The 24,372-nt window shown below is 59.8% G+C and carries 18 protein-coding genes and 1 pseudogene; 6 read left to right on the top strand and 13 right to left on the bottom strand.

Going from position 1 to position 24,372, the window contains the following annotated elements:
* The first annotated feature begins 172 nt into the window (after positions 1-172).
* Positions 173-1,627, top strand: coding sequence for a glutamate synthase subunit beta (locus C5748_RS15005; protein ID WP_105742745.1), 1,455 nt, complete (start codon positions 173-175; stop codon positions 1,625-1,627).
* Positions 1,628-1,647: 20 nt separating this feature from the next.
* Here C5748_RS15005 and C5748_RS15000 read toward each other — a convergent pair whose 3' ends face one another.
* Entirely contained in the window at positions 1,648-2,919 is a 1,272-nt protein-coding gene (locus tag C5748_RS15000) for an SGNH/GDSL hydrolase family protein (RefSeq protein WP_245581810.1), read from the bottom strand.
* 89 nt (positions 2,920-3,008) lie between these two features.
* Positions 3,009-4,205: a lytic murein transglycosylase gene (locus tag C5748_RS14995; RefSeq protein WP_425350257.1), complete on the bottom strand. Its 1,197-nt coding sequence runs from the start codon at positions 4,203-4,205 to the stop codon at positions 3,009-3,011.
* 305 nt (positions 4,206-4,510) lie between these two features.
* Here C5748_RS14995 and galU point away from each other — a divergent pair, with 305 nt between their 5' ends.
* Entirely contained in the window at positions 4,511-5,407 is an 897-nt protein-coding gene (gene galU / locus C5748_RS14990) for a UTP--glucose-1-phosphate uridylyltransferase GalU (protein ID WP_105742743.1), read from the top strand.
* Positions 5,408-5,435: 28 nt separating this feature from the next.
* Here galU and C5748_RS14985 read toward each other — a convergent pair whose 3' ends face one another.
* Positions 5,436-7,175 carry an outer membrane beta-barrel protein gene (locus C5748_RS14985; RefSeq protein ID WP_245581809.1) on the bottom strand — a complete coding sequence of 580 codons (1,740 nt, stop codon included), beginning with the start codon at positions 7,173-7,175 and terminating at the stop codon, positions 5,436-5,438.
* Between the two features lie 129 nt (positions 7,176-7,304).
* Here C5748_RS14985 and C5748_RS14980 point away from each other — a divergent pair, with 129 nt between their 5' ends.
* Positions 7,305-8,300, top strand: a complete 996-nt coding sequence (locus tag C5748_RS14980) for a KpsF/GutQ family sugar-phosphate isomerase (protein WP_105742742.1) — start codon at positions 7,305-7,307, stop codon at positions 8,298-8,300.
* A 113-nt stretch (positions 8,301-8,413) separates the two neighbouring features.
* On the opposite strand, the gene hemH is transcribed toward C5748_RS14980, so the two are convergent.
* The 7 genes from hemH to C5748_RS14945 form a co-directional block, all read right to left on the bottom strand.
* Positions 8,414-9,478, bottom strand: coding sequence for a ferrochelatase (gene hemH / locus C5748_RS14975; RefSeq protein WP_105742741.1), 1,065 nt, complete (start codon positions 9,476-9,478; stop codon positions 8,414-8,416).
* A gap of 150 nt (positions 9,479-9,628) precedes the next feature.
* On the bottom strand, positions 9,629-11,533 hold the full coding sequence (locus C5748_RS14970) for a bifunctional metallophosphatase/5'-nucleotidase (RefSeq protein ID WP_105742740.1): 1,905 nt from the start codon (positions 11,531-11,533) through the stop codon (positions 9,629-9,631).
* Positions 11,534-11,693: 160 nt separating this feature from the next.
* Complete coding sequence (omp10, locus tag C5748_RS14965; protein WP_105742807.1) at positions 11,694-12,074, bottom strand: outer membrane lipoprotein Omp10; 381 nt, start codon at positions 12,072-12,074, stop codon at positions 11,694-11,696.
* A gap of 194 nt (positions 12,075-12,268) precedes the next feature.
* Positions 12,269-13,714 carry a homospermidine synthase gene (locus C5748_RS14960; protein WP_105742739.1) on the bottom strand — a complete coding sequence of 482 codons (1,446 nt, stop codon included), beginning with the start codon at positions 13,712-13,714 and terminating at the stop codon, positions 12,269-12,271.
* A 178-nt stretch (positions 13,715-13,892) separates the two neighbouring features.
* Positions 13,893-14,552 carry an aminotransferase class IV family protein gene (locus C5748_RS14955; RefSeq protein ID WP_105742738.1) on the bottom strand — a complete coding sequence of 220 codons (660 nt, stop codon included), beginning with the start codon at positions 14,550-14,552 and terminating at the stop codon, positions 13,893-13,895.
* Complete coding sequence (locus tag C5748_RS14950; RefSeq protein WP_105742806.1) at positions 14,501-15,697, bottom strand: aminodeoxychorismate synthase component I; 1,197 nt, start codon at positions 15,695-15,697, stop codon at positions 14,501-14,503. The genes C5748_RS14955 and C5748_RS14950 overlap by 52 nt, the downstream gene beginning before the upstream one ends.
* A gap of 156 nt (positions 15,698-15,853) precedes the next feature.
* Entirely contained in the window at positions 15,854-17,713 is a 1,860-nt protein-coding gene (locus C5748_RS14945) for a M3 family oligoendopeptidase (RefSeq protein WP_105742737.1), read from the bottom strand.
* Between the two features lie 171 nt (positions 17,714-17,884).
* On the opposite strand from C5748_RS14945, the gene C5748_RS14940 reads away from it, so the two are divergent.
* Both C5748_RS14940 and C5748_RS14935 read left to right on the top strand, forming a co-directional pair.
* Positions 17,885-19,483 carry a sigma-54-dependent transcriptional regulator gene (locus C5748_RS14940; protein WP_105742736.1) on the top strand — a complete coding sequence of 533 codons (1,599 nt, stop codon included), beginning with the start codon at positions 17,885-17,887 and terminating at the stop codon, positions 19,481-19,483.
* Positions 19,484-19,644: 161 nt separating this feature from the next.
* Positions 19,645-21,537 (top strand): peptidoglycan L,D-endopeptidase MepK, encoded by a 1,893-nt coding sequence (locus C5748_RS14935; RefSeq protein WP_425350256.1) that lies wholly within the window; start codon positions 19,645-19,647, stop codon positions 21,535-21,537.
* An 83-nt stretch (positions 21,538-21,620) separates the two neighbouring features.
* Here the strand turns inward: C5748_RS14935 and C5748_RS14930 are convergent, their stop codons facing one another.
* The 3 genes and pseudogenes from C5748_RS14930 to C5748_RS29320 form a co-directional block, all read right to left on the bottom strand.
* The gene (locus C5748_RS14930) at positions 21,621-22,259 is read right to left on the bottom strand and encodes a 2-dehydro-3-deoxy-phosphogluconate aldolase (RefSeq protein ID WP_105742735.1); all 639 of its coding nucleotides are present in this window, start codon (positions 22,257-22,259) and stop codon (positions 21,621-21,623) included.
* A 36-nt stretch (positions 22,260-22,295) separates the two neighbouring features.
* Positions 22,296-22,667 (bottom strand): peptidoglycan-binding domain-containing protein, encoded by a 372-nt coding sequence (locus tag C5748_RS29325; protein WP_342588362.1) that lies wholly within the window; start codon positions 22,665-22,667, stop codon positions 22,296-22,298.
* 18 nt (positions 22,668-22,685) lie between these two features.
* Positions 22,686-23,273 (bottom strand): annotated as a pseudogene (locus tag C5748_RS29320) (N-acetylmuramidase family protein); the annotation flags it as partial.
* Positions 23,274-23,389: 116 nt separating this feature from the next.
* Here C5748_RS29320 and trhO point away from each other — a divergent pair.
* Entirely contained in the window at positions 23,390-24,307 is a 918-nt protein-coding gene (trhO, locus tag C5748_RS14920; RefSeq protein WP_105742733.1) for an oxygen-dependent tRNA uridine(34) hydroxylase TrhO, read from the top strand.
* The last annotated feature ends 65 nt before the right edge of the window (positions 24,308-24,372 follow it).

Here is a 24,372-nt window from a genome sequence, read left to right as displayed (position 1 = left end):
GAATCTGCCATAAGAAGAAGGAAAGGCGATGGCCGTCCTGATTGAAATGTTCCGCCGCAGATCCTCGGGACAGGCCCGAGGATGACGTTCTGGGCGCTGGGAGCTAATTATCAACTAGCCCTGTTCGTGTCGCTGGCTTTGAAAGTCGCCCGGCAGGGAGGAGAAAAGGTTCATGGGTAAGGTTACAGGATTTCTGGAGATCGACCGGCAGGTGGCGAAGTATCAGCCGGCGTCCGACCGCATCAGGCATTTTCGCGAGTTCACCATTCCGATGACGGATGGTGAGGTGCGGAAGCAGGCGACGCGATGCATGGATTGCGGCATCCCCTACTGCCATGGACCGACGGGTTGCCCCGTCCACAACCAGATCCCGGACTGGAACGATCTCGTCTATAATAACAATTGGGAGGAGGCGATCCGCAACCTCCACTCGACCAATAATTTTCCGGAATTCACGGGCCGTATCTGCCCCGCGCCATGCGAGGAAGCCTGCACGCTCAATCTGGAAGACGTGCCCGTTACTATCAAGACGATCGAACAGGCGATCGCCGACAAGGCCTATGAGATGGGCTATGTCGTTCCGCAGCCCTCTGCGGTCAAGACGGCCAAGAAAGTGGCAGTCATCGGTTCCGGCCCGGCAGGTCTAGCAGCGGCACAGCAGCTTGGCCGCGCCGGCCATGAGGTGCATGTCTATGAGCGCGAAAGCCGGCCCGGCGGGCTGCTGCGCTACGGCATTCCCGATTTCAAGATGGAAAAGCACTTCATCGACCGTCGCGTGACGCAGATGCAGGGCGAGGGCGTCACCTTTTTCTGCGGCGTCAATGTCGGCGTCGACAAGCCGGTCAGGGAACTCATCGACGGCTATGACGCCGTGCTCTATTGCGGCGGCTCGGAGACGCCGCGTCCGGCCGGTATCCCCGGCGCGGAGCTCGACGGCGTGCATGATGCGATGAATTATCTCGTCCAGCAGAACCGCCGCATCGGGCGCGAGAATATCGATTCGGTCGCATGGCCGTCCGCGCCCATCCTCGCCGGCGGCAAGCATGTGGTGGTGGTTGGCGGCGGCGATACGGCCTCCGATTGCGTCGGCACGGCGTTCCGGCAGGGGGCGGTGAAGGTCACGCAGCTCGATATCCGCCCGCAGCCGCCCGAAAGGGAAGACAAGCTCACCGTCTGGCCTTATTGGGCAACGAAGATGCGGGTTTCCTCGAGCCAGGCCGAAGGGGCGGAGCGCGAGTTCCAGGTGGCGACGCTCGAATTCATCGGCGAGGATGGCAGGCTTACCCATGTAAAGTGCTGTGAGGTCGATGAGAGGCGCAAGCCGATCGAAGGCACGGAATTCTTCATCAAGGCGGATCTCGCCTTTATCGCGATCGGCTTTTCCGGTCCGCTCGAGGATGGCCTCATCAAGGAATTGGGCGACGAGCTGAAGATTGCCAGCGACCGGCGCGGAAGCCGTTCGGTGGAGGCGAACGATGGTGACTACCGCACCAGCATCGACAAGGTGTTCGCGGCGGGCGACGTGCGCCGCGGCCAGTCCCTGGTGGTCTGGGCGATCCGCGAAGGCCGTCAGGCGGCGCGTGCCGTCGACGAGCATCTGATGGGATCATCCGTCCTGCCGCGCTGATCGGTGGATAAAGTTGCACGTTAGGGCGTCGTGCCGGTTTTCGTGGGGTCCGTCGGCAATGGCTGCTTTGCCGTGAGGATCGGTTTGCGCGGCCAGGTGAAATCGTCGGCCCTTCCTGGTTGGGGCTTTGCCACCACGCCATCGATGACCAGGAGATCGCGGGCCGATTTGATCGCTGCAGGCGTTTTCCCGAGATTTGCGCCGAGCAATTCATTGCCGCCGTCCAGATCGAGGTCGTTGAGACTGACGGGCGCGACGCGATCGATCCTTGCGGGCGGTTTGGCTGTTTCGGCCGGAGCCTGTTGGGGCAGATCGCCTGCCTTGGGTGCCGCGTCCGGCGACATGGCGCCGCCCAGCAATTGTCGCAGCGGCTTTTCGGCATAGAAGGCGAGCTTGCGCTTCCCTGCCCGGGTTATGTTGATACCGTCATTGGCGCGCAGCCGGGCCGTCTGGCCATTGATGTCGAATCCCGAGAGGGCAAAATTGCCCGCCTCATCAACAAAGCCGTCCCATACATCGGCAAAACTGCCGCCGGCCTTTTCGGCGGCGTTCCGGTAGATCTCGTTGAATGCCAAGATGTCCTGCGACATGCCGCGCGGCTTGAAAGGCGGCTGTCCTACCCAGACAAGGGGGTAACCCGCTGTCTTGATCGTGTTGACGAAATGATCGATGCGCTTCGTGTATTCCGCGGTCCACTCCGGTGAGCGCGGAGCATAGGACATGCCATCTATCGTGATCGGCTGGCGGTCGTTAGCGCCGATCATGACCACAATGACAGCGGGCTTTTCCTCATCGAGAATGCCTTTGATGTTCGCCGGCCAATCGTAATGGTCGGTCCGCACGAAACCCGAGGAGCCGTTGATCCTGTTTGCAACGCGCACATCCGGGTTCTGAGCGAGCGCTTCTTCAAGACCTTCGACAAGCCCCCCGCCGATAAAGTCGCCTACGACGACCACATTTTTCGCATCGGGGCTCTTCTCGACCGACGGCGGTGCGGCAGGACGCGATGGTACATCCGCAGCGGCTGGCGCTCGCGAACGCGTGGAACTGTCGGAATTGGAACGACGCCGGGCTGCCGGCGGGGCCTTTGACCGGCGGGTGGCTCTGCGCGCCGGCCGGGCGGAATAATCGGGAGGGGCTTCCCGTTTGCCGAAAAGCAAATCAAACAGCGTTTTAGGCCGCCCTTGCGCTGAAGCGTCGGGTATGACCGCGACAAGAGCTATGGCTGCGGCCGGCAAAAGCACTGGCAGCAGCTTCAGAAACGATGCGACTGGATTGGTAGTCTGCTTCACACCAGTTCCTCAAACTCTCCCGCGCCGCCATTTGAGCGCAGAAGAGCCGTTTTGTCACGCAATTCCATGAAAATCGGCCAGTCAGCAGGTCAGCGGCGGCGCAAGACCGAAAGCACTTCTTTGCTCGGATGTCCATCCGTCGACAGGCCGTTGCGTTTCTGGAAAGCCTCGATGGCCGCGCGTGAGCCGGAGCCGATCTTGCCGTCGATATTCCCATCATAATAGCCGAGCGCCTGGAGATGGTGCTGCAACTCCTCGCGCTCTTTCATGGTGATGGGCGTGAAAGGACGGTTCCAGTCCTGCACGAGGCCCTTATATCCGGCGATCCGGTCAGCCAGGAGCCCCACCCCAAGCGCATATTTATCGGCATTGTTATAGCGCTTGAGGACAAAGAAATTCTTGATCATCAGGAAGGCCGGGCCACCGCGCCCATCGGGCACCTTCAGTGTCGCCTTCTCCGAAGGGCGTGCAAACGGCTTTCCATTGGGACGAACCACGCCCAATTTCTGCCATTTGGCCAGGCTGAGCGAACCGGCGGGGAATTTGCGTCCGGCGGGCAGGACGACCTCGTAGCCCCAGGTCTCGCCCGACCGCCAGCCATTCCGCTTCAGGAGATTGGCCGCTGTCGCCAGCGCATCGGGTATGGATGTCCAGATGTCGCGCTTGCCGTTTCCATCCATATCGACCGCATAGGCCTGGTAGCTGGTCGGGATGAACTGTGTGTGGCCCAGCGCACCGGCCCAGGAACCGGTCAAATGGCTGCGATCGATATCGCCGGTCTGGAGAATTTTCATCGCGGCGATGAGCTGCGTGCGGGCATATTTGGCGCGCCGCTTGTCGCCATAGGCAAGCGTCGCCAGCGAGCGGATCGCATCGCGCATGACATCATCGCGCTTGAGGATTTCGCCATAATTGGATTCCATCGACCAGATGGCGAGAAGCACGCTGCGATCGACGCCGAAGCTTTTTTCGATGCGCGAAAGCCATGGACCCCATTTGCGCGCCATGGCCTGTCCGGCGGCAATCGAGTTCTCGTTGACGCGATTGTCGATATAATCCCAGACGGGCGCGGTGAATTCAGGCTGATAGCGTGCCTTCTGCAGCACTTCAGGATCGGGCGCGGTAATGCCGGCGAATGCCTTGGCATAGGTCGCGGATGAAACGCCGCTTTTGAGCGCGACCGAGCGGAAATCCGCGATCCAGCGCTGGAACTTCGCATCGGCGAATGCGTTGCCTGTCGCCAGGGTAAACAATAATGTCGCGGCGACTGCTGTTTTCGCAATCATTTTCCCGATCCACCCGATCGAAGCTGAGCGCGTTCCCATGCTTTTCTCCTTGAAGACTTGCACATCTCTTCTGCAAACTGGAATGTACCGTCCTGGGGTTAGCATTTAGTTTACCATGCGCTTGCAGTTCGCCAATAGAGGCCTGCCTGTCTGATTCAACCGGCATTTTATGCCGATATGCAACGTGATCGGTGCTGGTGTCGCGTTAGGCATTTTTTCCGATGTTCATCGTTATACTGCCACGATCGACAACAGGTTGGGCCTTCGTCATCAACCTCTCATGGATAATGGAGTTCGAAAGAGGAATGAGTTCAAAGAAAAAGATCCGCAAGGCCGTCTTCCCCGTGGCAGGTCTCGGAACCCGCTTTCTGCCTGCCACCAAATCCATACCCAAGGAAATGCTTCCCGTCGTCGACAAACCGGTCATCCAATATGTCGTGGACGAGGCGCGCGAGGCGGGAATCGAGCATCTGATTTTCGTCACGGGCCGCAGCAAGGCGGTGATCGAGGATTATTTCGACGCGCAGGTCGAGCTTTACACGACGCTTGCCGAACGCGGGAAGCATGAGCAGCTCAAGCATCTGCAGAGCATTCAGCCTGAGCCGGGGACGACGAGCTTCACCCGCCAGCAGGTGCCGCTGGGGCTTGGCCATGCCGTCTGGTGCGCGCGCGAGCTGGTGGGCGACGAACCGTTCGCGCTGCTTTTGCCCGATATGATCATGCAGTCGAAGAAAGGCTGTCTGGCGGAGATGGTGGAACTCTATGAACAGAGCGGCGGCAATGTCATCGCCGTTCAGGAATGCGATCCGGCGGAAGCCCATAAATACGGGATCGTCGGATGCGGTGAGCCGATCGGTTCGGGTTTCGAGGTCACCAGCATGGTGGAGAAGCCGGCCAAGGGCACTGCCCCATCGAATTTTTACATCAACGGACGGTACATTCTCCAGCCTGAGATTTTCGATATTCTCGCCAGCCAGGAAAAGGGGTCCGGCAACGAGATCCAGCTGACCGACGGGATGCTGAAACTGGCCAGGGAGCAGGCCTTCTACGGCTTCCACTATACCGGGCGGACCTTCGACTGCGGTTCGAAGGAGGGCTTTATCGAAGCCAATGTTGCTTTTGCGCTCTGGCGCAAGGATATCCGACCGAATGTCGAATATTCGATTGGCGAATTGCTGCGAACCATCAAGCCTGAAGATTGAGCTTGAAATTGGAAGTGCAGCGCTGGGATCAGCGCTGCATCTTCACGCCGAGATAGACGCTGTTGGACGTGTACTCACGCGAGGCGATATCGCTTTTCAGGAACTCATGGCGCAGGCTGCCATTGACGCCGACAAAGCGGTTGAACCAATAGGTGGCACCGAGTTCCGCGCCAAGGCCGTAGTCAAGGCCCGACCCATCGCGATTGTCGCGAACGGTGAGATCCAGTCCGGCATCCAGGGTGAGGTCGGCGCGGATCAGACGCTTGAGATCGAGATTGGCGAGATAGAGGACGGAGCCGCTTTCGCCAGGCGCGGTCGCGCCTTCGACGATCGTCTGCGCCGCCAGCCTGACATCGGTGCCACGTTCGGGCGACCAATTCATGGCGGCATTGACCGATAGGCCGCTGATATCGCCGAGGCGCTCATCCTCGATGTTTTCGCGCAGATAGCCGAGCGAAAGTTCGCCATTGAGCTTTTCGCCCATATCGAGCATCGCGCCGGCGCGTGCGCCAAGCCGTGTGGCGCCGCGCTCATAGCCATTGCTGTCCCGCTTTTCATCATAGACGCGTTTGCCGACTTCGATTTCGGCGAATGGCTTTATTGCGGCGGAGAGTTGATAGCCGCCGCGCAGGGTGACGCTTGCAAAGGTGTTGTCGCGGTCCTTCTGGCTGACTTCGCCACCGGACGAAAGCTCCGCGTCACCATAGACCGAGCGCTCGACACGGCCCGTTACACCGCCGAAGAGAAGTCCGATTTCACGTTCCAAGCCGAGACTGCCGTTGAGCGTCTGCACGATCGGACGTTTCAACGCGCCGACCACGCCAGACGGATTGGAGGCGCTTTCGCGACGAAGATGGTATCCGGCGCTGGTGTTAAGCGTCGTTTGATCACCGAGATCCAGCCTTAGGCCGCCTTCGATGTCGAGACGCGGCTCGGATACGTCCTGACCGGAAATCGTTCTGGCAAGGGTGCCGGAAGCATCGAGGGTGGCCTGATGGCGCGACCAGTCCGACTGGGCGTTGAGCCGCAGTGTGGTTTCGGAAAGCACAGCGCTTGATCCGGTGGAGCTGTTGTCGGCATTGCTGGTGGCACGGATGCCCTGTTCAATGGTCGGACGCAGGAGGAATGATCCCAGGCGCAAGCCGATGGGTGCGAAAGGGTCCTGTTCCACCCTCGGGGGCGGTCGGTTCTCGATCGTCGACTGCCTCTCGTTTTCGGGTATTGCGCGGCCGGTGCCGTTTTGTTCTTCGCCGTCCACCGTACCGGTGCGCAGATAGTCGACGGGAGCCAGTTGATTGTCATCCGTCTCAGCTGCAGCGCTGGCGGTCGTGCTTTGACTGGAAGCGGGGGGAGACGGCAGGCCGGCGGGCTCGATAGGCCGGCCCGCCAGCGTCGCATCATCCGGATTTTCTCCGTTGTCCACCATTGCATCGCCGGCATCGGTATCCGCGCCGGAATCGTCTTCCGAAAGTGCGCCGGGGCTCGCCGGCTCATAGGCGGGTGAAGTCGAGCGTGTGGTTGTCGTGGCGTTTGGCCGTCTTTGTTGCCTCGATTGCGCCGACAGAGGCGTCGCCGCGGACGTGCCGAGGACATCTTCCGGCACGGAGCCGCGAAGACCGGCTTCCTGCGCCTGGGCCGGAAAACCCGATACGCCGACGGCAACGCCGGCCAGCAGCAGCCCGGCAAGCCTGCGCTTGGCAACTATACGCGGCTGGTTGCCGGGAGGCGAGGCGGCTTTATGCATGATCAGGAATGGAACCGGTTGCAACGTGGTTCACCGAACGTAAATCCACATGGTTAATGCTTGGTTTCTTTAACGCTTTATAGAGAGGGGTTGCGGCGTTTTCGGACAACAAAGATTGGACAGATGTGCGCTAAAGCGCTAACGCTTTCGCCCATGCAGGACGTCAAAGACAAGAAAGCGGACGCAAAAGCGGCAATTGATTCCGCATTGCGCACGATCGAAACGGAAAAGGCCGGGCTGACCGCGCTCGAAGAAGCGCTTCAGAACGGTCTTGCCAAACCCTTCGCCGATGCGGTTGAACGCATCGCCGGCAGCACCGGGCGCGTCATCGTGACGGGCGTCGGCAAGAGCGGCCATATCGGCTCGAAGATCGCCGCCACGCTCGCCTCCACCGGAACGCCCGCCTTCTTCGTCCACTCGGCCGAAGCCAATCATGGCGACCTCGGAATGGTGGGCAGCGACGACGTCATTCTCGCCAATTCATGGTCGGGAGAAACGGCTGAGCTGAAAGGCATCGTCAGCTATTCCAGGCGTTTCCGCATCCCGTTGATTGCGCTGACGTCGCGCGAACATTCGACGCTCGGGCGCGAGGCAGATATCGTGCTGCTGTTGCCGCGGACGGATGAAGCCTGCCCGCATGGCCTGGCCCCGACAACGTCGACATTGGTGCAGCTTGCCATAGGCGATGCGCTCGCCGTGGCGCTGCTCGAAGCACGCGGCTTTACTGCCGGCGATTTCAGGACGTTCCATCCGGGCGGTTCGCTGGGAGCAAGCCTGACCCATGTGCGCGATATCATGCATCGCGGCAACGAATTGCCGCTGGTGCCGCTCGGCACGTCCATGCCCGTGGCAATGCAGGTCCTTTCACACAAGCGTTTCGGCTGTGTCGGCGTCACCGACGCGGATGGAAACCTTGTCGGAATTGTCACCGACGGCGATCTCGCGCGCAATCTTCACCGCAATCTCGGTGAGTTGAGGGTCGACGATATCATGACGTTCGGGCCGAAGACCGTTGCGCCGCATATGCTGGTCGGCGCGGCGATGAGCCTTCTCAACGAACACAATATCAGCGCACTGATCGTTACCGAGGAAAGCCGCCCTGTGGGGCTGATCCATTTCCACGATCTGTTGCGCATCGGCGTTGCCTGAGGGCGGTCATTCCGATTCCGGCAAATCGGACAGGCCGGCGTTTCTTACCCCCCTCTGGCCTGCCGGCCAGAGGGGGGTGAACTGAAATCCACTGCGAGCGGATATAAGCGGAGCTAAACCCAGCCCTGCAATTCGCGGCGCACCAACGTTTCGATGACGCTCATGCCTTCTTCGGAATCGTTGAGGCAGGGGATATGGCTGAAATTGACGCCGCCATGTTCATGGAAGCTTTCAGCTGCCTCGTTGCCGATCTCGTCGAGCGTTTCCAGGCAATCCGAGACGAAACCCGGATTGAAGACGGCGATGGATTTGACACCGTCTCTGGCTAGTTGCTCGATGGTCTTGTCGGTATATGGCTGGAGCCATTCTTCCGGGCCGAAGCGTGACTGGAAGCAGGTAAGAAGCTTCTTTTCGTCCCAGCCGAGCCGCTGGCGCAAAAGGTGCGAGGTGGTCAGGCAGTGAGACGGGTAGGGGTCGCCGCGTTTGGCATAGCTCTGCGGAATCCCGTGATAGGAGGCGATCACCATTTCGGGTTCGAAATCGAGCGTCGCCAGATGCTTCTCGATGGAGCGGGCAAGCGCTTCGATATAGGCCGGTTCGTCCTCATAGGAAGGGACGGTGCGCACGGCGGGCATGAAGCGCGTCTCCATCAGCGCCTCGAAGAATTTGTCGTTGACCGTGGCCGTGGTGGTCGCGGAATATTGCGGATAGAGCGGGAACATGACAATGCGCTGGCATCCCTGTTCACGCAGGCGCGTCAGTACGGTTTCGATGGAGGGCTGGCCGTAGCGCATGGCCCAATCAACCACGACATTGGGCTGGTCCTTCAGCGTCTCCGACAGTTTTTCCGCCTGCGAGCGGGTAAAGGTGCGCAGCGGCGATTCGTTCTTTTCCCTGTTCCAGATGCGTTCGTAATTGCTGCCCGATTTTTTCGGCCGGGTGTTGAGGACGATGCCGTAAAGGATCGGATACCAGATGGCGCGCGGCCATTCGATGACACGCTTGTCGGAGAGAAATTCCCTGAGATAACGGCGCATGGAGGTGAAGTCGGTTCCGTCGGGGGTACCGAGATTGACCAGGAGCACGCCGACTTTCGGTGCTGAAAGAGCAATATGGTTCGCCGGCAGCGCTTCTGTAGCAGCCGCCTTCTTTGCCCTCGTCCTACCCGTTGCATTCATTTTGGTCTTTTTCTCCTTGGCGGCGCTTAATGCGTAATTCAAACGCGCTCGAAAAATAGAGTTTCGGGGTAGGATTTCAATGATACGAAAGCGCGCAGGCGGCGCGATGACGAGCGCCGCCTCAGTTACATCCGCGATAGGGCCCAGCGCCTATTCGGCGGGAACGGTCAGTTCTCCGCCGATCGGCAAGCGGCGGGGGTGATAGGACGGGTGGGCATTGTGCAGCTTGCGCCATTTGGTCGGCTCGCCATAGAAGCTTTCCGCCAGGTCCCAATAGGTATCGCCTGATTTGATGATATAGGGTTCACCCGCCGCCGGCATTTGTGATGCCATGGGCTGTTTTTCCATTGCCGCGGGTGCGCTCGGCTTGGCCGGCGCCACGGTTCCCGTCTGGGCTGGTGTCGGCGCCTCTGCGGCTGGAGCCTCCGTCCCGCCCGTCATGCTGACGGCCTGGATGCGGCCATCGGTATAGGGCTTGTAAGGCTGGTTCTTCGCCAGATATTCGGCGACGACTTCTTCAAGGCCTGGCCCGTAGTCATAGGCATTCATGCCATTGGTGGCGAAGATCTTGTAGCCGTCCCCGCCGCCGCGCAGGTAGTTGTTGGAGACGACGCCATAGGTCGCGGCTGGATCGATGGGTTTCCATCCGCCCTGCGGATCCTTCACCATCACATCGGAAATGCGGCTGCCGGCCGGCTTGGACCTGTCGAAGGCAAATTTGAGACCCGCCACCTGCGGGAAACGGCCTGCACCTTCTTCGACCTGACCGACGCCGGTTTCAAGGGCGGTGACGACATCCGCGCCCTTCAACTGGAAGGTGGAAAGCGTATTCTGGAACGGCAGCACCGTCAGCACTTCGCCCATCGTCACCTCGCCCTGGTCGATGGAGGCGCGCAGACCGCCGCCATTCATGATGGCAATGGTGATGCCCTGGTCCTTGACGCGATCGAGTGTCGCATCCGCGACGAGATTGCCCATCGGGCATTCCATGGCGCGGCAGGTTTCGCGCGAGCCGTCGATCGGGGTCTCCGTCCGGGCAACGACCCTGTTCTTCAGTTCCTCAAGCGGCTTGGCCAATTCCGCCACACGGGCCGCGAAGGCTGCGTCCGGCGTGATGGTGGAACCGAGAAGAATGGGATCGCCCTTGGCCGAGACGACATTTCCGGCATCGTCGAAGGTGACGGTGAGATCGCCGAGATATTTGGAATAGGCATAGGCGGTGACGATCGGCACGTCCTTGCCAGCCGGATTCCTGACGAGCGTGGGATAGGGGCCTTGAGCTTTGGAATCTGTGTTGGACAGAAGCGTATGGCTGTGCCCGCCGACGATCACGTCGATACCGTCGACAGCCGCCGCAATCGCCTTGTCACGGAGATAGCCGACATGGGTGACGGCGATGATCTTGTTGATACCCTGCTTCTGCAGATCGGCGACCGCGCCCTTGAGATAGGCGATCTCGTCCTCGAAATGGATATCGGGACCGGGCGAGGAGGTTTCCTGCGTGTCGGTCGCCAGAACGGAGACGATGCCGATCTTCTGGCCGCCGATCTCCTTGACGATGTAGGGCTTGTATTTTCCGGCGACCGGCGATTTCGCATCGGCGGTGACATTGCCGGAAATCACCGGGAATTTCACTTTATCCAGAAAGGCAGCCAATCCCTGGGGGCCGTCGTCGAATTCATGATTGCCCAGCACCATCGCATCGAAACCGATGCCGTTCATGAATTCCGCCGTGTCTTCGCCCTTGTAGGTGGTATAGAAAAGCGAGCCTTGGAACTGGTCGCCTGCATCGACCACGAGAACATTGCCGCCGTTTTGCGCAATCCTGCCGCGTTCCCGGTCGATGGCCGCCTTGACCCGCGCCACACCGCCGAAGCATTCGTTATTCTGCTGCTCCTCGGCGGAACAGGTGGAATCATATTTGTTGATCGGCTCGATACGCGAATGGAAGTCGTTGATGTGCAGGATGTTCAGCGTGTAGTCGGCGAAGGCCGTTCCCGCTGAGAATGCGAGAATCGAAGAACAAAGAAATGCACGGGTGAAGAATCTGGACATCGTGGCTTGTCTCCCTGCTGCCTGCCCATTCGAAGAATGAAATGGTCACACCTTGCAGGCCGATAAGCAAGATGGAAAGCCGTCTCGACGAACACGGCTTTCCATCATCATGCGGCAGGGAATGAATGCGGCGCGATCAGCCAAGTAATCGTCTGAAAACCTATCCGGCAGCTCTGCGCGTGAGCGTGAACTGCGATCCAGCGGACGAGGTGCAATTGAGCTGGGAAGGCGAGACCACGGCGCAATTGACGCGCGAGGTGGTGCCCCGAACCAGGGAACGCAGGTCGATGGCGACGAGCTGCGGCGATTCATAGCGGTAATTGCCTTCCGCGAGCTTCTCGTTCGTATCGGTCGTCCGGGTCACGAATACACCGGAATTGAAGCTGGAGGTGATGCCGTTGGCATCGACCCAATTGCCTTCGATGCCGCCGCCGCCCCGCGAAACGACTGGAACATTGCCACCCAGGGGCCCTGCGGATTGGCAGGCCGCAAGCGCCATGGAAACCACTGCAAGTGTTGCCGCTGGTCCGAAGCGTTTCATGTCTTTGGTCTCCCGTTCAATTTCGGCTTCCTTTGTGATGTATCCAAAACTTTGTGAAAACAAGCCCCACATTGGGGAAGAAGAGGGGAGGTGTTGCGTTTATGCCGCACATGAAAACGGCGCCCGAAGGCGCCGTTGGAGGGGAAAGCAATCTGCTTCTCCGGGGGAAATCAGTTCCGGTTTCATCCGATGTGCTAGCGCACCAGAATGTTACGGAACTGCCAGGGATCCTTGACGTCGATATCTTCCTTGAAGAAGCCCGGACGTCCGGCGAGCGGTGTCCAGTCGGTGTAATAGCCCTTCACCGGACCGAGATAGGGGAGCTGTACCTCGAGGCAGCGGCGGTAATCCATCTCGTCGGTCTCGACGATGCCGGCCTTCGGATTTTCCAGCGCCCAGACCATGCCTGCCAGCACGGCAGAGGACACCTGCAGCCCGGTCGCGTTCTGGTAGGGCGCGAGCTTGCGCGCTTCCACCAGGGAAAGCTGCGAGCCGTACCAATAGGCATTCTTCTTGTGGCCGTAGAGCAGGACGCCCAATTCGTCGATGCCGTTGGCCAGTTCGTTTTCTTCGAGAACGTGCTGGACCGGCTGCGGCTTGCCGGCTGCGCCAAACATCTCGTTGAGTGAAAGAACGGCGTCGTTCGATGGATGATAGGCATAATGGCAGGTCGGGCGGTAGGTGACCTTGTCCTTCTTGTCCCTGACGGTGAAGAATTCCGCTATCGAGATGGATTCATTGTGGGTGACGAGGAAACCATATTGCGGGCCGGGCGTCGGGCACCAGCTGCGTACGCGGGTATTGGCACCAGGCTGTTCGAGGAAGATGGCCGCCTTGTGACCCTTCTTCTGCTCGCGAGCGTTTTTGGGCATCCATTTCTCATGCGTGCCCCAGCCAAGTTCAGCCGGCTGCAAACCTTCCGAAATGAAGCCTTCGACGGACCATGTGTTCCAGAAAACGTCGAGCGGCTTCGGCTTCTTGGCGCTCTGCGTATCGCGCTCGGCGATATGGATGCCCTTCACGCCGACTTTCTTCATCAGCTTGGCCCAACCGTCGCGGTCGCCGAATTTGGGTTCGGCGAAATCGAGCTCCAGTTCCTGGGCCAGATCGACAAGCGCCTTCTTGACGAACCAGGAAACCATGCCCGGATTGGCCCCGCAGCAGGAGACGGCGGTGGTGCCACCGGGACTTCTTTTCTTCTCGGCGCGGGCCGTCGCACGCAAGGCATAATTGGTGCGGGCGGCGTTATCCGTCTTTTCGTCGAAATAGAAGCCGGGCCATGGCTCGACCACGGTGTCGATATAAAGCGCATCCACCTGGCGGCAGAAGCGCATGATATCGACGGATGAGGTGTCAACGGAAAGATTGACGCAAAATGCCTGTCCGTCGCCTTCGCTGAGCAGCGGCTGAAGAACGGATTGGTAATTATCAGGGGTGATCGCCTCCTGAACGAAGCGGATGCCCTTCTGATCGAGAATTTTCTTGTTGGCGTCGCTGGGGTCGACGACGACCATGCGCGACTTGTCGAATTTGAAGTGGCGTTCGATCAGCGGCAGGGTACCGCGCCCGATCGACCCGAAGCCGATCATAACTATGGGGCCGGTAATTTCGCCGTAAATCGGCCAGTTCGCTTTCGCCATTTCCTGTATCTCCAATCAGGGTTCGATGTTCGGTGCGGTTTGTTCCTCGTTGGGTGCGGTCAATAACCCATCCCGGCTAAACCATAGATTTCTGTCACAATAAAGCGTTACCGCATAATACCTCCTTAAACCGGAAATGGTTGAGGAGTAAAACTGTGCATTATTTCAAAGTGATGTCTCAGAGCAGCCGCGCCCGGACAAGCCCGCGCAGCGAATTGCCGACCAGGATATTCCCGGCCTTTCGCAGGTCATCGACCGTCAGGTCCGTTTCCGAGACAACGCCGTCGGCGAGCAGTTCCTCGCGCAAGACGCCGGGCAGAAGCCCGCAGCGAAGCGCCGGGGTGGCGCAGAAAGCGCCGCCCTGATCTACGAAGATCGATGTGATCGTTCCCTCGCAGACCTGGCCTTCGCCATTGAGCAGGATCACCTCATCGACCTCGTCGCGGGCGAATTCGGCCCGTGCGGCATCATAGACCTGCCGCCGCGTCGTCTTGTGCCGTATGAGCGGATCATCGCGGTCGAGATGTGTGTGGGCGATGGCGAGCCGCCAAACCGTATCTTGCGGAAGCGGGATAAAGGGCTGTGTCGCCACATCGATGACGCCCTCGGGATCCAGCGTCAGCCGAACGCGCAAGGCCGTGCCGCCATTCGCTATTTCATCGAGCTTCGTGCGGACGAGCGCTTCATCCAGCGGGAAGTCCAGAACGAGAGCGGAGCGTGCAAGCCGGGCCAGATGGAGCTCCAGCCGCAGAAAACCGGACAGAGGCTCCCAGCGCAGTGTTTCGATCAGTTCGTAAGCGGGACCATCCCCGTCGCGAACCGGGCTTTCAGAAGACATTCCTCATACTCCGCCTCTGCGGTGGAATCAAAAACGATACCGCCGCCGATGTTGAAAGTGGCATGGCCGTCCGGATAAAGCGAGATGGTTCGGATGGCGACGTTGAAACGCATCCGGCCCTGCGGCGCTATCCAGCCGATGGAGCCGCAATAGATATCGCGCGGCACACCTTCAAGCGTGCGCAGGATTTCCATGGCACGGATCTTCGGTGCGCCCGTGATCGAACCGCAGGGAAACAGCGCCGCAAAAATCTCCCTGAGCGCGAGGCCGGGATTGAGGTGGGCGCGGACACGGCTGATCATCTGATGCACCGTGGGATAGCGCTCGACCTTGAAGAGTTCCGGCACGTCGAGGGTTTCAGGTTTGCTGATCAGCGATATGTCATTGCGCAGGAGATCGACGATCATGCGGTTTTCCGCCTGGCTTTTCGGATCGTTGATCAGGAAATCCCTGAGACGGTCATCCTCTTCCGGGGTTAGCCCACGTGGTGTCGTGCCCTTCATCGGATGGGTCTCGATCCAGCCGTCGGCATCCACATCGAAGAACAGTTCGGGCGAGCGCGACAGGATGATGGGACCGCCCAGTTTTGCGAGTGCGCCGTATTTCACAGGTTGGCGCGAGGTCAGCGCATCGAAGGCGGCGAGCGGGTCGCCAGACCAGCGGGTATGGACGGGAAAGGTCAGATTACCCTGATAGCAATCGCCCTCGCGTAGATGGCGGTGCAATCGCGAGAAGCGTTTTTCATATTCCTCGAAGTTCCAGGCGGCGCGGGGGGCTTTGAGAATGGGCTCGTCCTGTGGAAGTCGAATGCGGTCAGGCAGAAAAAAGTCCGACGGGCCGTCGAACACGCCGAAACAGAGAAGCGGCACGCGGCGGTTCGCGGGCAGGAGCGGTTTAAGCTTGGGTTCGAGCAGGAATCCAGCTTCATAGGAGAGATAGCCGGCCAGCCATTTGCCCCGGTCATGGGCGGACTGAACGGCTGCGAAGGCATCTTCGAAATCAGCGGGGTGTTCGGCGAGGATGATTTGCGATGGTTCGGCGAAGAGGATCTCGCGTTGCGCCTTGTCGTCCCGGAAGAGAATGAAGGGGGAGGCGGGGTCGAGGGTGTGGTTTTTGGATACACCCCCCTCTGCCCTGCCGGGCATCTCCCCCTCAAGGGGGGAGATTGGCTGATGCGGACTGAGCCTCTCACCCTTCAAGGCCTGCGATTGGTACCGAGCGTGTATGAAGGCGTAATCTCCCCCCTTGAGGGGGAGATGTCCGGCAGGACAGAGGGGGGTGCGTTCAGGCACAAGCACCTATCAATCTTCCATCGCTTCCAGCTCATCGATGATGCCCTCGATGACCGAAAGGCCTTTCTGCCAGAAGCCGGGATCCGAGGCATCGAGCCCGAAGGGTGCCAGAAGTTCCTTGTGGTGCTTGGTGCCGCCAGCCTTGAGAAGATCGAAATATTTTTCCTGAAAGCCTTTTTCGGCATTCTGGTAGACGGCATAGAGCGAATTCACCAGACAATCGCCGAAGGCGTAGGCATATACGTAGAATGGCGAGTGGATGAAATGCGGAATATCACTCCAGAAGGTCTCATATCCCGGATTGAGCCGGACAGCCGGTCCGAGGCTTTCCTTCTGCACTTCGAGCCAGATTTCGCCGAGGCGCTCGGCAGTGAGTTCGCCGTTGCGCCTTTCGGTATGAACCCGCCGCTCGAATTGATAGAAGGCGATCTGGCGCACGACCGTGTTGATCATGTCCTCGGCCTTCTGCGCCAGCATGGCCTTTCGCTCGCGCTTGTCGGTCGTGCGTTCCAGCAGGGAGCGGAAGGTCAGCATCTCGCCGAACACCGAGGCGGTTTCGGCGAGCGTCAGCGGCGTCGAGGCCATGAGCACACCCTGCCGCGCCGCCAGCACCTGATGGACGCCGTGGCCCAGTTCATGCGCAAGCGTCATCACGTCGTGCGGCTTGCCCATATAGTTGAGAAGCACATAGGGATGGACGGAGGGGACGGTCGGATGTGCGAAGGCGCCTGGCGCCTTGCCGGGCCTGGTCGGCGCGTCGATCCAGTCGCGATCGAAGAAGTCGCGCGCGATATCCGCCATTTCGGGGGCAAAGCCGGCATAGGCCGATAGCACCGTTTCTTTCGCCTCATTCCAGGGAATGACCGTCTGCGGCGTCTCGGGAAGTGGCGCGTTGCGATCCCAGTTTTCGAGAACGTCCAGCCCAAGCCATTTGGCCTTCATCGCGTAATAGCGATGCGACAGGCGGGGATAGGCATCCTGCACGGCCTTCGCCAGCGCATCGACCACCTCGGGCTCGACCCGGTTGGCGAGATGGCGGGAATCGGCGATATCCTTGAAGCCGCGCCAACGGTCGGAAATCTCCTTATCCTTGGCCAGCGTGTTGGTGATGAGCGTAAAGGTCCTCAAGTTCGCCTTGAAGGTTTCGGCCAGCGCGTCGGAGGCCTTCTTGCGGACGGCGCGGTTCGCGTCCTGCAACAGGTTGAGCGTCGGTTCGAGCGGCAATTGCTCGCCATCGACGGTGAAGCGCAGCGCCGTCACCGTCTCGTCGAACAGGCGGTTCCATGCTCCGCGACCGGTCACCGATTTTTCGGCGAAGAGCTGCTCGATGCGATCTTCGAGCTGATAGGGCTTGTCCATGCGCAGATCGGCGAGCCAGGGCCGGTAATGCCCTATTGCCGGATTGGCATTCATCGCCGCCTCGATCACCTCATCGTCGATATGGTTGAGCTCGAGACCGAAAAAGATCAGATGGGTGCTGGTGTCCGTCAGCTTCTCCTGCACGTCGCCATAAAACTTGGCGCGCTTGGGATCCGACGTGTCGCCGGCATAGAGGAGGCCGGCATAGGAGAAGATGCGGCCCATCAGTTCTTCCAGCCTTTCACATGCAATGATCGCGCTGGCGAGATCGCCGCCATTCGGCTTGGCCGCCTCTTCCGCCAGCTTGCCTTTCCAGCGGTCCTCGAAGGCGACGGCGTCGCGCGCTGCCTTTTCCATATCCGCGGCAAGCTCGGGAGCATCGATGGAAGGGTAGAGATCGCTCAGGTTCCACTCCGGCAGGCCATCCAGATTGCCAGCTTCCTGCCCTCCGGCGATTGCACTCTCCTGTATTGGTGCGGAACGATGGGTGGTATCCAGAGGGCCGTTCATAAGAGATTCCTTAAATTCACATTCCATATTATGCTATTATGCTTCACTTTCGACGATCTGCCGGATGCCGATCGCATTTTATTCAAATGTCGACTGTGATCAGCAGCCTTTATTTAGAATCTTACGTCATCCTGATCCAGTTCAGATTTAAGTCAGATGAAAACATATTCGATGACCGGTCCCATTCTTATCGTTGACGACGATCCGGTCCAGCGCCGCCTGCTGGAAGCCGCAGTGCTTCGGATGGGGCATAGGACCGTTCTTGCAGACGGCGGACATTCTGCGCTGGCGCTGTTGCGCAGCCGCAAAGAGATTTCGCTCGTCATTCTCGACCTGGTTATGCCCGATATGGATGGCTTCACCATCCTCAAACGGATGCGCGAAACGGGGACGTCGGTTCCCGTCATCGTACAGACGGCGCAGGGCGGTCTCGACACGGTTATCACGGCCATGCGGCTCGGTGCGTTCGATTTCGTGGTCAAACCCGTTTCGCCTGAGCGCCTGCAGGTGTCGGTCTCCAATGCGTTGAAGCTCGGGGCATTGGAAGGTGAGATCAAACGTATCCGCCACTCGGCCGAAGGCAGGCTCACCTTCCGCGATCTCGTGACGCGCAGCGAGGCGATGGAACGGGTGATCAAACTTGGTCAGAAGGCGGCGGCCTCGAACATACCCATTCTCATCGAGGGCGAGTCCGGCGTCGGCAAGGAGATGCTGGCGCGGGCGATCCAGGGCTCCGGCGAACGACGCGGCAAGCCTTTCGTCACGGTCAATTGCGGTGCGATCCCGGATAATCTGGCGGAAAGCATCCTGTTCGGCCACGAAAAAGGATCCTTTACCGGCGCGACGGAAAAGCATGTCGGCAAATTCGTCGAGGCTGATGGGGGTACGCTGTTTCTGGACGAGGTCGGCGATTTGCCGGCCGAAATCCAGGTCAAGATCCTGCGCGCGGTGCAGGAGGGCGAAGTCGATCCCGTCGGCGCGAAAAAGCCCGTCAATGTCGATATACGGTTGATATCGGCGACCAATCACAATCTGCTCGATCTGGTGAAGAACGGCCAATTTCGCGAGGATCTGTTCTATCGCCTGCATGTTTTTCCGATTTCCCTGCCGCCCCTGCGGAAAAGGCGCGAAGATATCCCCGTGCTCGTCCGTTATTTTCTGGCGCGTTTTGCCGCCGAGGAAGGCAGGTCGCAGATCAAGAGCATTACGCCTTCCGCGCTCGCCATGCTCGGCGTCTACGATTGGCCTGGCAATATAAGGCAACTCGAGAATGCCGTTTTCCGGGCGGTCGTCTTGTGCGAGGGGACGGAGCTGACGGTGGATGATTTCCCGCAGATCCAGGCACAGGCAAAAGAGATGGGGGTCGATGGTCCGGTCGATGACGTAAGAGTGCCCCAGTTGACGCCCGACCGGAAAGACAATTTCGTCCAGCAACCGGATGTCGCCATACCGGACAGCCAGATGATGTCCGATCGTTTCGGGCAGTTGCGAGGCATTGACGGGCAGGGGCAGGTACGCTCGCTGGCCGAAATCGAGGAAGCCATGATCCGTCTCGCGATTTCCCATTATGGCGGGCAGATGAGCGAGGTGGCACGCCGCCTTGGAATAGGACGCTCCACCCTTTATCGCAAGTTGAAGGATTACGGCATTGATGCTGTGGGAGATGTCGGGGGAGATAAGGGGAGAGGCGTGGAAACGGACAAGCCGGATGGCGAGAACGACGCGGAATTTTCCGATATATCCCGTACGATTCGGAAATCGGCTCACTAAGCTTGTTAATAAGCCATTTACCATGGCATTAACGCGTGATTCGGTGTGCCTTTTTTGCCATTCTATAAACGTATTTGTTCTTCAATAAATGTCCATTAACCATTAAAACCGATAGTCGGAGCCTTCGGGGACTGCTAAAAACGGCAAGGCTACACGAATTGATGAACTGTATTTCGGCATTCAAAGTGATTTCCGCAGCGGCGCTGGCGCGGCATATGCTATGGATTGTCATTCTTACCGTGGCTGCCCCGATCATCCTTGCTCCCTCGCTTGCATCGGCTGAGACGCGGACGCTGAAGCTCTACTTCGTCCATACCAAGGAGAAGGCCGAGATCGCGTTCAAGAAGGACGGGCGCTATCTGTCCAGCGGTCTTGCGCAGCTCAACCGTTTCCTGCGCGACTGGCGGCGCAACGAACCGACCAAGATGGATCCGCGCCTGTTCGACCTTGTCTGGCAGGTTTATCGGGCCAGTGGCGCGCGTGACTACATTCATGTCGTGTCCGCCTACCGTTCACCCGCGACCAACTCGATGTTGCGTTCGCGTTCGCGCGGTGTCGCCAAACGGAGCCAGCACACACTCGGCAAGGCGATGGATTTCTTTATCCCCGGTGTGCCGCTCAAGAAGCTGCGCTATATCGGCATGCGCTATCAGGCCGGTGGCGTCGGTTATTATCCCAGATCGGGTTCGCCTTTCGTACATATGGATGTCGGCAATGTCCGCCACTGGCCGCGCATGAGCCGCAAGGAATTGCTGGCTGTCTTCCCAAATGGCAAGACCTTGCATGTTCCAACGGACGGTAAGCCGTTGCCGGGTTACGAGCAGGCGCTTGCCGCCTATGAAGCCCGCAAGGCGAGGGGCGGGTCGATCGCGGTGGCGAGTGCCAAGCCGCGCAAGAGCAAGACCTTGTTCGCGGCTCTCTTCGGCGGCGGCGCCGACGAGGAAGAGGATACAAGCGAATCCGGTGGCGAATCCCGCAGAGCGGTTGCGGTGGCTTCTGTTGCCAAGCCTTCGCGCGCCGTTCCCAGGGCCCCAGTCGCAGCCCCGGAGGCTCCAGCTCGGGCACCCCAACCAGAACCACAGCCCCAACCCGCAGCAATCGTTGCGGCTCTGCCGCCGCGTGAGGTTCCGCGTCCGCTCGATGCGCCGCGTCCGGCGGCGTCGCTTGCCGAGGCGACGCCCGAGGGACAGGCGGCTCTTGCCTTTGCCGTGCCCGTGCCGGGGCGCAAACCCCAGTCCGCGATCGCCATGGTCGCACCACCTGCGGACGTACCCACGCCGCCGGTTGACGTTCCGGCCAGCAGTGCGGAGGCCATCAATGCGGCCGTCGATGCCAATTCCGCCAGGATTGCCGACGCCGGTGTACCAAATCCTTCAATGAATGGCTTCGTGCCGGTGCCGTTGAACAAGCCCGAGCATACCGATCCGAGCGTATTGCTGGCTTCCGCCGTCGTTCCCGACCCGCGGCCTGAAACAGGTGTTTTCGTTGCCGCTGCGGACGCCGAAGCGCTTGCCCGTGCGGCAGAGCCGAAACGCGACGAGATCGCGGATGTGGTGGAAGCGAATATGGACACGCCCGCATTCCCGCTGCCGCAGAGCGCGCCGCCGCCGAGGAGCCAGCAGGTAGCGCTTGTCATACCGGAAGAGCCGGAGACTTCGCCCGATATGGTTGCATCCGTATCGCCGGCCAGTGCTACCTCGCCGCGTAAGGCCCTGCTCGATGCCGCGGCCAAGGGCCAGCCGATCAATGCGATCGATACGGGCGTGCGGACGACGGCAAAAGGCGCCAAACCGCATCGGGGCGAAGCCAGGGAACCGGAAGCGATCGTCCAGCCGGCGAGCGCGCCTATGCCGCAGATGGCGATCTCCAGCACGTCGGTTTCACGCGCCGTGCCGGTTACGAGCCCCATCCTGCGCAGTGATGCCCTGCGTTCGGCGCCGACGACGGTCTATACCGCGGGCTTCCAGCGGGAACTTCCCTCGGACAACGCCAACAAATTCTCGGGCAATGCCGTGACATTCCTGTCGATCGCCAAATTCTCGGCAACCAATTAGGGCAAATCCAGGGAAGCGAGAGCCGTTTTCTGTGCAAAAAAAGGGGCCTGTGCGGCCCCCCCTTTTCATAGAACGATGTTTGCTCAAGCGGACAGCTTGGATGCCTCCAGGGCAAGCGCGGTGATCTTTTCCCACTCACCTGCCTCGACGAGCTCTTTCGGGGCAACCCATGATCCGCCAACACAGATGACATTGGGCAGAGACAGATAGGTTTTCGCATTGCCGAGACCGATGCCTCCCGTCGGGCAGAAGACGGCTCCGGCGAGAGGTGAGGAAAGCGCCTTGAGAAATGCCGCGCCGCCGGCCTGCTCGGCCGGGAAGAATTTCAGATGTGTATAGCCTTCCTCGCGCATCGCCATGATTTCGCTCGGTGTGATGGCGGCGGGCAGGAGCGGCACGTCGCTGTCGCGCGCCGCATCGAGGATTTCCTGGGTCGTGCCCGGGCTGACGATGAAGCGCGAACCGGCTTTCGATGCTTCTTCATAATGGCGCGCGTTGAGGATGGTGCCGGCACCGACGATAGCTTCGGGTACTTCTTCGGCAACCGCACGGATGGCATCAAGCGCAGCACTGGTCCGCAACGTGATCTCGATGGCGGGCAGTCCGCCCGCCGCCAATGCCCGCGCCAGTGGAACGGCATCTGTCGCCTTGTCGATCAGCAAGACCGGAATGACCGGCTGGCCCTTGAGGATCGGAAGCAAAAGGTCGGTTCTCTGGGCCATGGATGATGTCTCCGCTTGTTTGAATGTTCCGTGGATTTAGTCCTGCGATATCAGTTTGTCCACCGCGCGGCCGGTAATTCGAGGGTGGAAGCCGGGCCGCAGAATGTTGGCTGCCCATGACAGAAGCCGCAAAACTCTGTCCCATCGATGTTCGTCGGGAAAAGCCGGCGGAAGCGCCCGTTCGAGTGCAGTAAACGTCATGGGACCGGCGATGCCGTCGGGCTCAAGTCCATGATCATTCTGGAACCGGCTGACGGCACGCGCAGTCGCTGGGCCGAAATCTCCGTCTGGTGTTGCGGGATAGCCTAAGGAAGTCAGCATCTGTTGCAGTTCGCGGACAGCATCGCCTTTGGCCCCTGTGCGAAGCAGCGTTGCCTTGGTCGTAAGCAGGGCGGATTGCTCCCCCATGTCCTCGCTATCGAGAAGCAGGCGTTCGCGGTAGCTTTTCCAGGCTTCGGCCATTTTCCCGTCATAACCATATCTGCGATAGAGTGGACCATTGTAGCGGCGGGCAAAACCTGCCCAGTCATGCTCATTCAGCATCCCAACCAGGCCGGATTTCTCGATGAAGCGCAGCATAAGGCGTATCTGTCCTGCAGCCGAGCTGCGCGCCTCAGTAACCAGCGCCTCGACATTTTCATAACCAAGCCATTGCCAATGTGCGCCCATGACCTGTCCGAGCCCCCACGAAACGGATTCGAGCGCGGCGTTTTTGTCGATCCGTGCGGCGCGTGCCAAAAGCTGCCAACGTCCGGATTGAGCCGCAGGATTCTTGACGCCACCGGCTTTCGGCGCGGCCAATCCCAGTCGCCGCGCCTCGGCCTGCTTTTTCCCGACGAGCCGCCGGTCGAAATAGTGCCCTTCAAAACGGATCAGCGGCTCATCCCGGCTGTTGACGTGTGCCGTGGCGCGGCCGCCGCTTTCCACCTGCGCCACAGCGAGAAGGGCGGCGGGCTCGACACCCGATTGTTTGGCGGCGGCAATGATTTCTCTGATGGTCTGTGTCTCGAACATGCAAGCTTCCTTCAAATCGGATTCCTGCCGCTATTGTCGCTTCACCTGATGTCTGTTGGACAAACAGCGATGCCATGGCTTGAAATCGCCCCGCACCAGGATTAGTTCGATCCGTCATGACCGATGCATCTTTCACCGTAGCAGCCCTTTACCGTTTCGCGCGCCTTTCGCACTATGAAGCGCTGCGTGAGCCGCTGGCGAAGTTTTGCTGTCGCCAGGGTATCAAGGGAACGCTGCTACTTGCCGCCGAAGGCATCAACGGCACGGTGGCGGGCAGCACCGAGGCGATCGAGCAGCTGATTGCGCGGATCGAGTCGGAGCCGGAACTCGAAGGCCTGGAACTCAAATATTCCTATGCCGACGAGATGCCGTTTCACCGCATGAAGGTGAAGCTCAAGAAAGAGATCGTCACCATGGGGGTGCCGGAGGTCGATCCGCTGAAAAGCGTCGGCACCTATGTCGCGCCGAAGGACTGGAACGGTCTCATTTCCAGTTCCGATACGGTGGTGATCGACACCCGCAACGATTATGAGGTGGCGATCGGCACGTTCCGTGGTGCGCTCGACCCGCAGACCAAGACGTTCCGGGAGTTCCCGACCTGGTTCGAGGAAAACCGCGAGCAGCTCGAGGGCAAGAAAATCGCCATGTTCTGCACCGGCGGCATCCGCTGCGAAAAGGCGACGGCCTTCGTCAAGGGGCTTGGGTTCGACGAGGTTTATCATCTGAAGGGCGGCATTCTTAAGTATCTCGAGGACGTTCCGTCTGGCGAAAGCCGCTGGAACGGCGAATGCTTCGTTTTCGACGAGCGGGTTTCGGTCGGCCACGGTCTTCAGGAGGGTGAGATAGAGCTTTGCCGCGCCTGTCGTCACCCGATCACGCCGCAGGAGCGCCTTTCGCAATTCTATCAGGAAGGCGTCTCCTGTTCGCATTGCTATCATCAAAGGAGCGATGAGGACCGGGCGCGCTATGCGGAACGCCAGCGGCAGGTGCTGCTTGCGGAGCAGCACGGTCGGAAGCGGCATATCGGGGATTAGGGTCAGGCCAGCCAAATCTTTCCAACCCTCATTGTATCGGCCTCATGGCGTTCCTAACTCCCCAC

Source organism: Phyllobacterium phragmitis (assembly GCF_002980495.1).
In the GTDB taxonomy this organism is placed as follows: domain Bacteria; phylum Pseudomonadota; class Alphaproteobacteria; order Rhizobiales; family Rhizobiaceae; genus Paramesorhizobium; species Paramesorhizobium phragmitis.
Note: the sequence above shows the minus strand (reverse complement) of the source record. Positions and strands in the feature narration are given on the sequence as shown.

What these genes read in the sequence shown, in the direction of transcription:
- C5748_RS14995 (WP_425350257.1), bottom strand. Translation starts at nt 4,205, where the DNA reads ATGATTGCGAAAACAGCAGTCGCCGCGACATTATTGTTTACCCTGGCG.
- C5748_RS14945 (WP_105742737.1), bottom strand. Translation starts at nt 17,713, where the DNA reads ATGAACGGCCCTCTGGATACCACCCATCGTTCCGCACCAATACAGGAG.
- C5748_RS14970 (WP_105742740.1), bottom strand. Translation starts at nt 11,533, where the DNA reads ATGTCCAGATTCTTCACCCGTGCATTTCTTTGTTCTTCGATTCTCGCA.
- hemH (WP_105742741.1), bottom strand. Translation starts at nt 9,478, where the DNA reads ATGAATGCAACGGGTAGGACGAGGGCAAAGAAGGCGGCTGCTACAGAA.
- omp10 (WP_105742807.1), bottom strand. Translation starts at nt 12,074, where the DNA reads ATGAAACGCTTCGGACCAGCGGCAACACTTGCAGTGGTTTCCATGGCG.
- C5748_RS14960 (WP_105742739.1), bottom strand. Translation starts at nt 13,714, where the DNA reads ATGGCGAAAGCGAACTGGCCGATTTACGGCGAAATTACCGGCCCCATA.
- C5748_RS15005 (WP_105742745.1), top strand. Translation starts at nt 173, where the DNA reads ATGGGTAAGGTTACAGGATTTCTGGAGATCGACCGGCAGGTGGCGAAG.
- C5748_RS14930 (WP_105742735.1), bottom strand. Translation starts at nt 22,259, where the DNA reads ATGGCCCAGAGAACCGACCTTTTGCTTCCGATCCTCAAGGGCCAGCCG.
- C5748_RS14955 (WP_105742738.1), bottom strand. Translation starts at nt 14,552, where the DNA reads ATGTCTTCTGAAAGCCCGGTTCGCGACGGGGATGGTCCCGCTTACGAA.
- trhO (WP_105742733.1), top strand. Translation starts at nt 23,390, where the DNA reads ATGACCGATGCATCTTTCACCGTAGCAGCCCTTTACCGTTTCGCGCGC.
- C5748_RS14940 (WP_105742736.1), top strand. Translation starts at nt 17,885, where the DNA reads ATGACCGGTCCCATTCTTATCGTTGACGACGATCCGGTCCAGCGCCGC.
- C5748_RS14950 (WP_105742806.1), bottom strand. Translation starts at nt 15,697, where the DNA reads ATGCCCGGCAGGGCAGAGGGGGGTGTATCCAAAAACCACACCCTCGAC.
- C5748_RS14935 (WP_425350256.1), top strand. Translation starts at nt 19,645, where the DNA reads ATGAACTGTATTTCGGCATTCAAAGTGATTTCCGCAGCGGCGCTGGCG.
- C5748_RS29325 (WP_342588362.1), bottom strand. Translation starts at nt 22,667, where the DNA reads ATGGGGGAGCAATCCGCCCTGCTTACGACCAAGGCAACGCTGCTTCGC.
- galU (WP_105742743.1), top strand. Translation starts at nt 4,511, where the DNA reads ATGAGTTCAAAGAAAAAGATCCGCAAGGCCGTCTTCCCCGTGGCAGGT.
- C5748_RS14980 (WP_105742742.1), top strand. Translation starts at nt 7,305, where the DNA reads ATGCAGGACGTCAAAGACAAGAAAGCGGACGCAAAAGCGGCAATTGAT.